This window comes from Longimicrobium sp. (assembly GCF_036399255.1).
Taxonomy (GTDB): domain Bacteria; phylum Gemmatimonadota; class Gemmatimonadetes; order Longimicrobiales; family Longimicrobiaceae; genus Longimicrobium.
Genome location: NZ_DASWNM010000159.1, coordinates 1 through 8,555, shown reverse-complemented (window position 1 = coordinate 8,555; position 8,555 = coordinate 1). Strand labels below are relative to the sequence as shown.

At 70.5% G+C, this 8,555-nt stretch carries 4 protein-coding genes; 1 reads left to right on the top strand and 3 read right to left on the bottom strand.

Going from position 1 to position 8,555, the window contains the following annotated elements:
• Window positions 1-263 precede the first annotated feature (263 nt).
• Window positions 264-1,547, top strand: a complete 1,284-nt coding sequence (aceA, locus tag VGC13_RS30120; protein ID WP_331129049.1) for an isocitrate lyase — start codon at window positions 264-266, stop codon at window positions 1,545-1,547.
• Window positions 1,548-1,774: 227 nt separating this feature from the next.
• Here aceA and VGC13_RS30115 read toward each other — a convergent pair whose 3' ends face one another.
• The 3 genes from VGC13_RS30115 to VGC13_RS30105 form a co-directional block, all read right to left on the bottom strand.
• Entirely contained in the window at window positions 1,775-4,483 is a 2,709-nt protein-coding gene (locus VGC13_RS30115) for a PAS domain-containing sensor histidine kinase (RefSeq protein WP_331129048.1), read from the bottom strand.
• 363 nt (window positions 4,484-4,846) lie between these two features.
• The gene (locus VGC13_RS30110) at window positions 4,847-6,433 is read right to left on the bottom strand and encodes a S41 family peptidase (protein WP_331129050.1); all 1,587 of its coding nucleotides are present in this window, start codon (window positions 6,431-6,433) and stop codon (window positions 4,847-4,849) included.
• Window positions 6,434-6,435: 2 nt separating this feature from the next.
• Window positions 6,436-7,662: a tetratricopeptide repeat protein gene (locus VGC13_RS30105; RefSeq protein ID WP_331129047.1), complete on the bottom strand. Its 1,227-nt coding sequence runs from the start codon at window positions 7,660-7,662 to the stop codon at window positions 6,436-6,438.
• Window positions 7,663-8,555: the final 893 nt, after the last annotated feature.

The window sequence follows — 8,555 nt, the reverse complement described above, 5'->3', positions numbered from 1 at the left end:
CGAGGATACGAGCTGCGTAGCGGTCGATGAGCATGGCAGTTTTCGCGAGCAGGTGAACAGGGTAAACACCATGCAACGAAACTCTGCCATGTCAAGCCCAACTCGTGTTTGGTTCCGGCTACGCCGGGTTAGGGAATAGGGGACAGCGGGAGTGGAGCACGGGTTTGTCCACTCCCGCACTGACGCACTAACGCACTAACGCACTTTTTCGGCTCCTGGACACACGCGCCGGGGCAGACCCTTCGAGAGGAGACGAGAGACCGATGGAGAGCTTCGACGCGCAGGTCAAAGACCTGAACATCAAGTGGATGACGGACGCCCGCTGGGAGGGGATCACCCGCCCGTACACGGCGGAGGAGGTGGTGCGGCTGCGCGGGTCGCTGCGGGTGGAGAACACCATTGCCCGCCACGGCGCCGAGCGGCTGTGGAAGGCGCTGCACGGCGACGAGCCGGTGCGCACCTTCGGCGCGCTGACCGGCGCGCAGGCGGTGCAGATGGTAAAGGGCGGGCTGCAGGCCATCTACCTGAGCGGCTGGCAGGTGGCGGGCGACAACAACCTGAGCGGGCAGACCTATCCCGACCAGTCGCTGTACCCGTCCAACAGCGTTCCCGCGGTGGTCAAGCGGCTGAACAACGCGCTGCAGCGGGCCGACCAGGTGGAGTGGGCCGAAAAGGGCGAGGCGCAGCGCGACTGGATGGTGCCCATCGTGGCCGACGCCGAGGCGGGCTTCGGCGGGCCGCTGCACGCCTTCGAGCTGACCAAGTCGATGATCGAGGCGGGCGCGGCGGGGGTGCACTACGAAGACCAGCTGGCCTCTGAAAAGAAGTGCGGCCACCTGGGCGGCAAGGTGCTGGTCCCCACCTCGCAGTTCGAGCGCACGCTGATCGCGGCGCGGCTGGCGGCGGACGTGCTGGACGTGCCCACGCTGATCATCGCCCGCACCGACGCGGACAGCGCCACGCTGCTCACCAGCGACGTGGACGAGCGCGACCGCCCGTTCATCACCGGCGAGCGCACGGCCGAAGGGTACTTCCGGGTGAACGGCGGCATCGAGAGCGCCATCGCCCGCGCAAAGTCGTACGCGCCGTACGCGGACCTGCTGTGGATGGAGACCAGCACCCCCGACCTGGACGAGGCGCGCCGCTTCGCCGAGGCGGTGCACGCGGAGTTCCCGGGCAAGATGCTGGCGTACAACTGCTCGCCCAGCTTCAACTGGAGCAAGCACCTGGACGCGTACACCATCGAGAAGTTCCAGCGCGAGCTGGGGCAGATGGGGTACCGGTTCCAGTTCATCACGCTGGCCGGCTGGCACCTGATCAACCTGCACACCTTCGAGCTGGCGCGGGCGTACGGCGAGCAGGGGATGCCCGCGTACGTGGCGCTGCAGGAGCAGGAGTTCGGGCTGGAGGGCGCGGGCTACACGGCGACGAAGCACCAGCGCGAGGTGGGCGCCGGCTACTTCGACCAGGTGCTGATGACGGTGACGGCCGGGCAGGCCTCCACGTCGGCGCTGGAAGGCTCCACCGAGCAGGCCCAGTTCGCCTGATCCGGCACGGCGGTGGATGGATGAACGGCGGGGCCGCGCGGATTCCTTCGCGCGGCCCCGCCTTCATCTTTCACCCAAAGGAAAACTGCATGGGGGTACAGAGGAACAGAGAACAACCAGAGGAACAGAGGAAACGACGGAAGACCGGAGTTTGCGCCCGTTCCACTTTCCTCTGTTCCTCTCTTTTCTACTCTGTTCCTCTGTACCCCCATCTTTTCTTCCGGAGGCTACGCCGCGGGCAGGGTAAGGGTAAAGGTGCTCCCCTCTCCCAGGGTGCTGACGGCGGTGAGCTCGCCGCCCATGCCGCGGGCCAGGTCGCGGCTGATGGCCAGGCCCAGCCCCGTGCCCTCGTGCGGGCGCATGAGGTCCGCGCGCACCTGCACGAACGGATCGAAGATCGCCTCGGTCTTGTCCGCCGGAATGCCGATGCCCGTGTCGCGCACGTGGATGTGCACGCGCCCGTCCTGCACCACGCACGAGGTCTCCACGCGCCCGCCGGGATCGGTGAACTTGACCGCGTTGGAAAGCAGGTTCACCAGCACCTGCCGCAGCTTCTCGCCGTCCGCGCGCACGGAGGGCTGCACCGCGCCGTCCGCCGTCACCAGGGCCAGGCCCTTGGCGCGGGCCTGCGGCGCCACCAGCGACTCGGCGGCGGCCAGCGCCTCGCGCACCGGGACGTCGGCCAGGTCGAAGTGCACGGTGCCGGTTTCCAGCTTTGCGTAGTTCAGCACTTCGTTGATGAGCCCCAGCAGGTGGCGCTGGCTGGTCTGGATGCGCCGCAGGTCCTCGCGCTGCAGCGGCGTCACGGGGCCGCGGATCCCCATCTCCACCAGCTCGGCGTACCCGCCGATGGCGTTCAGCGGGGTGCGCAGCTCGTGGCTCATCACCGCCAGGAACTCGCTCTTGGCGCGGTTGGCCGCCTCGGCCTCGGCGCGCGCGGCTTCCGCCTCGGCCCGCGCACGCTCGCTCACCTGCAGCAGCCGCTCCACCTCGCGCCGCGCCAGCACCTGTGCCGTCACGTCCGAGCCGTGCGCCACCACGCCCGTGCGCGTGCCGTCCGCCTCGGCCAGCGCCTGGAACACCATGTCCAGGTAGCGCGTCTCCACGGGCGCGCCGGGGGTGCGCTGCAGCTGCACGGGCGTCTCGTGCCCCACCCACGGCTCACCCGTGCGGAGCACCCCCTCCAGCAGCTCCTTGAAGCCCTGGCCGCGGATCTCGGGAAGCGCCTCCAGCAGCGGCTTGCCCAGCAGCTCGCGGTGGCCCACCAGCTGGTAGTAGGCCTCGTTGACGAACTCGTACACCTGCTCCGGCCCGCGGTAGGCCACGATGAAGCTGGGGGCGCGGCGGAACACCTCCTCCAGCCGCGCCCGCTCCACCTCCAGCGCGCTCATCAGCCGCTGCCGCTCGGTGACGTCGCGGCCCTCGGGAACGATGAAGACGACCTCGCCCTGCGCGTCGCGGATGGGGTGCAGGGAAAAGTCGAAGGTGATGGGCTCGCCGGCCGGCCGGTGCAGCGTGGCCTCGTAGCGGATGAAGTGCCCCGCGGCCGCCTGTGCGACGGCCTGGCGCACCCGCTCCGGCGCGCCGGGCGTGTGCGCGAACCAGGGCGCCTCCCACATCGGCAGCCCCAGGACCTCGTCGCGCGTGTTGCCGGCGAACGCCAGCGAGGCGCGGTTGCAGTCCAGCACCGTGCCGTCGGGAGCAACGAGGCCGATGTACTCGTGCGTGCCGTCGTAGATGGCCCGCAGCCGCGCCTCGCTGTCGCGGACGGCCGCCTCGCGGCGCACCCGCTCGGTGACCTCGCGCCAGAACACCGCGACGCCGCCGTCGGCGGTGGGGTACGCGTCGACCTCTACGTCGCGGTCGTAGACGTCGTCGGTGTAGTGCTGCATCCAGTGCTGCTCCACCCCTTCGGCGGCCACGCGGCGGTAGTTGACGTCGGCCGGGGTGTTCAGCGAGCCGGGAAAGGCCTCCCAGTAGTCGCGGCCCAGAAAGGCCTCGCGCGGGGCGTCCAGCGACCGCTCCATGGCGGCGTTCATGGTGAGGATGCGGAAGTCGCGGTCCATGGTGAAGTGCGCGTCGGACATGGACTCGAGCACGGCGGTGGTGCGCGCCCGCTCCTGCTCCGCCTCTCGCCGCGCCGCCTCGGCCTCGTGGGTGCGCTCCGCCAGCTCCTCGGCCGTGGTCTGCAGCTCCTCGTTGGCCGCCTCCAGCTCCGCCGCGTTCTCCTGCAGCTGCCAGTTGCTCAGCTCCAGCTCCATCTGCTGCTCCTGGAGCTGCGCGGTGGCGCGGTCCACGGCCTGGCGCGCGTGCACCTTTTCGGTGACCTCGACGGCCACGTTGTAGACGGCCACGCACGCCCCCGCCTCGTCCGCCAGCGCGCTGAGGGCGTAGATGAACCAGGCGTCCTCGGGGCGGCCGTCCTCCAGCCGCTCCATGGTGAGCAGCGCCTCGTCCTGGTACACGGCCTCACCGCCGGCGCGCACGCCGTCGAACTGCGCCTCCAGCGCGGGCCACAGCTCGTCCCACACCTGCGCGCCCGAGCGGCCCAGCGCGCCGGGGTGCTTTATGCCCAGGATGCGGCGGTAGGTGTCGTTGTAGATGAGCGTGTAGCCCGGCCCGCACCACAGGCTGGTGGCCACCGGCGCGGCCAGCATCAGCCGCACGCCGGTGCGCAGGGCCTCCGGCCAATCCTGGGACGGCCCCAGCGGAGTGGCGGCCCAGTCGGTCGCGCGGCAGCGGGCGCGCATCTCGCCCGGCCCGTCGAAAAGCGGGTCGCCGTTCCGTACGCGTCCGTCGCCATCCATCGTATCCGCGGGCGCTCCGCCCTGGTTTCCGCTGCCGCCCATCCCCGCCACCTTGCCCGCACTGGTGTCCCGTTGAGATACGCGGCCGGCGCACGCCACCAGGGCTGCGCACGCCGGTACCGGGTGCATCGTCACAACCGGCAGACCGCAACGTAGATGCATCGGCCGTTCCCGTCCACGCTTCGCCCCGTCGTGGGCTTTCGCCCGCGGCTGTGATCCCGAAGCCCCGAAGCAACAAAAAGACAGGCCTCTGCGCGAGGCCTGTCTCTGTACCGAATCCGGCTGAACACGCGGTGTGATCAGCAGCCGGTTGCCTCATGCCAGATCCGGAAAAACAACACCTTTGGGGTACAGAGGAACAGAGTCAAACAGAGAAAGCGAGTGGAAGCACGATCTCGTTTCCTCTGTCTGACTCTGTTCCTCTGTACGATCATTCTTTTTCAGGATCCGGCATCACACGGTGGCACGGAGGACACGGGATGTTCCCCTGTACTACCGGCTCCCCGACAGGATCTGCCCGGCGCGCTCGAACTCGCGCACGGCGGAGCCGATCTGGTCGTCCAGCGCCACCGAGACGCGGTAGAAGCCGGCGGCGCCCCACTTTGTGCCCGCGATCTCGCGCAGCAGCAGCCGCTCGATGGCGCGGTCGGCCTCGGCGCCCTCGGGAAGGGCGTGGCCCTGCTGCCCCGCGAATGCCCGGAACTGCGCCAGCGCGCCGGCGGGAAGGCGCGGCGCGGCGGCCAGCGCGTCCGCGGTGGTGAACGCCGGCGCGTTGTCCGTCAGGTATCCGCCGATCCACCTCGTGTGCACGGCGTCCTCCGCCACCCGGCCCAGCCAGACGGGCAGCGGCTGCGGCTCCGGCAGCACCACGTCGGGGTAGATGCCGCCGCCGCCGTAGACGGTGCGCCCGCCCGCCGTGCGGCAGCTGGGGCGCCCGGCGGTGTCGCGCGCGGCGCGGGCCAGCCGGTAGTAGTCGGCGCCGCGCACGTCGCGGTACTGCCGCTGGATCACCCGCCCGCACGGCGTCTTGATGTGGCCGATGGTCAGCATGATCATCGACCCGTCCGAGAGCGGAAAGCCCCCCATCAGCAGCGACTTGCCGAAGGTGGGGCGGCCCACGATGAGCGCGCGGTCGTGGTCCTGCAGCGCCCCCGACACCAGCTCCGAGGCGCTGGCCGTGCCCTCGTTCACCATCACCACGATGGGGTACTGCCGCTCGCGCCTCCAGAAGCTGCGGCGCACGGTCACGCTGTCGTACACCTCTTCCTTGCGCCCCTCGGCCACGTAGACGGTGGCGCCCGCGGGAAGGAACTCGCCCGCGATGCGCGACGCCTCGTTGACGATGCCGCCGCCGTTGTCGCGCAGGTCCAGCACCAGCCGCTGCATCCCCGCCTGCTCCAGCCGGCCCAGCGCGGCGTGCAGGTCCTCGGCCGCCCGCTCGTTGCTGAAGGTGGTGATGCGGATGTACCCCGTCTGCCCGTCCAGCATGGTCGAGACCGGCACGGCCGTCTCGTCGTCGCCGCGCTCGCGGCGCACGCTGCGCTCCACGGTGACGCGCGAGCCGTCCGACCGCTCGCGCTCGAACGACAGGCGGACGGTGGAGCCGCGCTGGCCGGCCAGGAACACCTGCAGCTCGATGGGGCTTTCGGCCTGCACCGCCTGCCCGTCCACGGCCACCAGCACGTCGCCGGGAAGGATGTCCTGCCGCGCGGCCAGCGTCCCGGGCGCCACGCTGGCCACCACCGGCATCCCCCCCACGTAGCTGAAGTCGATGGGGACGGGGTGCAGCCGCCCGGCCCGCAGCTGCTCTTCCTTTTGCGGCGACAGGCGCGCGGCGGGGATGACGTACGAGTGCGGGTCCGCCGCGCTCACCATTCCCTGCACGGCGGCCATGAACAGCCGGTGCGTGTCCACCGAGTCGGGGTGGTTCACCCGGATCTGGTTGAGCACCTGGCTGAACATCTGCAGGTCCTCGTACGCGGTGCGCGGGCGGGTGGAGCCGCTGCCGCCCTGCTGCGCCCGCGCGTCCGCCGCCGCCGCGAGCGCCAGGACGGCCGCGGCGCGCAGGACCGTGCGCATCTTCACGGCGCCACCGCCGTCTGCCCGTCCGCGGGCGCGCTCAGCGCGGCCATGCGCTGCTCGGCGGCGGCGCGGCGGCGGTGGGTGCGGGCGGCGCGGGCCAGGAAGTCGCGGTACGCCTGGCGGGCGCCGTCCACGTTGCCCTGCGCGTCGTGCACCATTCCCAGCGCAAAGTGCGGGTCGGCGTAGAACGGGGCCACCTGGCTGGCGCGGGCCAGCTGCGGCGCGGCCTCGTCGAGCCGCCCCAGCTGGGCCAGCATGGCGCCGTACAGGTACAGCACGTACGGGTCGGAGCCGGCGGCCTGCGAGGCCAGGTCCATCTCGCCCACGGCCGAGGCCGTGTCACCGGCGGCCATCGCCATCAGCCCCAGCCGCACGTGTCCGGGATAGAACGCCAGGTCTTCCGTGAGCGCGCGGCCGTACGCCTCGCGCGCGGCGTCGGGGTTGCCCGCCCGCTCGTGCAGCATCGCGATCCCGTGCTCGATCAGCGCCTTGCTCTCGTACAGAAAGACCAGGTCGCGCTCGTCCTCGCGCCGCATCTCCGTAAGGGCATGGCCGAACTCCTCGAGCGCGCTCTGGTGGTTGCCCACGTGCGCGAACAGCCGGCCGCGCTCGGCCCGCACCAGCGACTTGCTGCGTGCGCGCGACAGTGCCTGGTCGTAGAAGGTGAGCGCTTGGGGAAACCGTCCGTTGGCGTACGCCTCGATCGCGCGAAGCCACGGCCCCGAATGGACCAGAAAGGAGTCGATCTCACGCTCGATGTACGCGTCCGAGGCCGTGCCGCCCGTAGCTTCGCGCACGGCCTGGCGCAGGTAGGTGGTGAACAGGGTGATCTCGTGCCTGCGGTACAGGAACGGGTCCATCGCCAGCGCCCGGAAGTACAGCGAGTCCATCGCCAGCACCTCGGGAGCGCGCACCGTGCGGCGGTCGCCGTTCCAGTAGTTGAACAGCCGGCGCGGGTTTGAAACCAGGAACGCCGCGTAGCGCCCGTACAGCGCGTCGGCGGAGCTGGGATCCAGCTGGTACGCCCAGTAGAACGCGTCCGCGGCCTCGGCGGGGCGGTTGGCGAAGCTCTGCGCGGCGAACTGCATGTACGCGCGGGCGTCGTTGGTGTCGGCGGCGGCGCCCAGCGCGGGGCGGCGGGGCGTCTGGGCGGCGCGCTGCGCGTGCAGCGGCGCGGCGGCGGCCAGGGCCGCCAGGGTCAGGGCAAGAGCAAGGATACGGCGCACGAGGGGACTTCCTGCATCAGGGGAGGAGTAAAGCCCGGCACTCGGCCGGGTCGGCGGGCTCGGATCGAACGGGACCGGATCGGATCGGGACTGGATCAGAACGAGCAAAATCAACGAGATCGGACGGAAACGAAATGGGGACCGGACCGGCGGACCGCCGGAGCGGGGAGCGGTCAGCCGCCGGTGGTTTCGCCCACCAGCGGCTCCACCCGGGCGCGCCGCGGGTCGTCGCGCGGGACGTCGGGCCCGCCGCGGCACGGCCGGAACGCAGGCGTACGAGTGCCTGCGGACAGGGTACAGCCTTGTTGGGATGCGGACTGCGGGTCTTGCCCTGGAACGGCCGGCCGGGGGACTTCGCGGAGGGATTGCGACGCCCAAACTAGACGAACGCTCGTTTTTCCGCAACCTTGCCGGATGCCGCCCGCCCCACCGGCCTGGAGCGATTGCGGGAGGCAAGCTAATGGTACGCTCCCTTGGGCGCAATCCATTCGATACGGGCGCCCGCTCCGGTCCCACCCCAACATTCCGGGGCGTTCGGCGGTAATAAGGTGCGGAGTGCCGCGCCGGCTTCAATCCCGGATCCGAGAAAAGAACGGGTCTCAGAGTGTGTTTAAGAATCCGACGCTGCGCATCCAGGCAGATCTACCAGCGCTGTCATTCCGAGGCCCGGCCACGCAGTAGCCTGCTTTCACACCAGAGGTTGCAGGGCCGAGGAATCTACTGTCGGATTGCTGGAGCGCAGACGCGGTAGCCCGTGCCTGCTTCGCGGCTACGACACGGGCGGACAGGGCCAGTGCCGGAGCGGTGCGGCGGGGCACCAGCAGCAGACAGTAGATTTCTCAGTCGGCGCGCCGGATTTCGTGCGAGCCAATGGTGCGGTGTGGCGCCTCCTT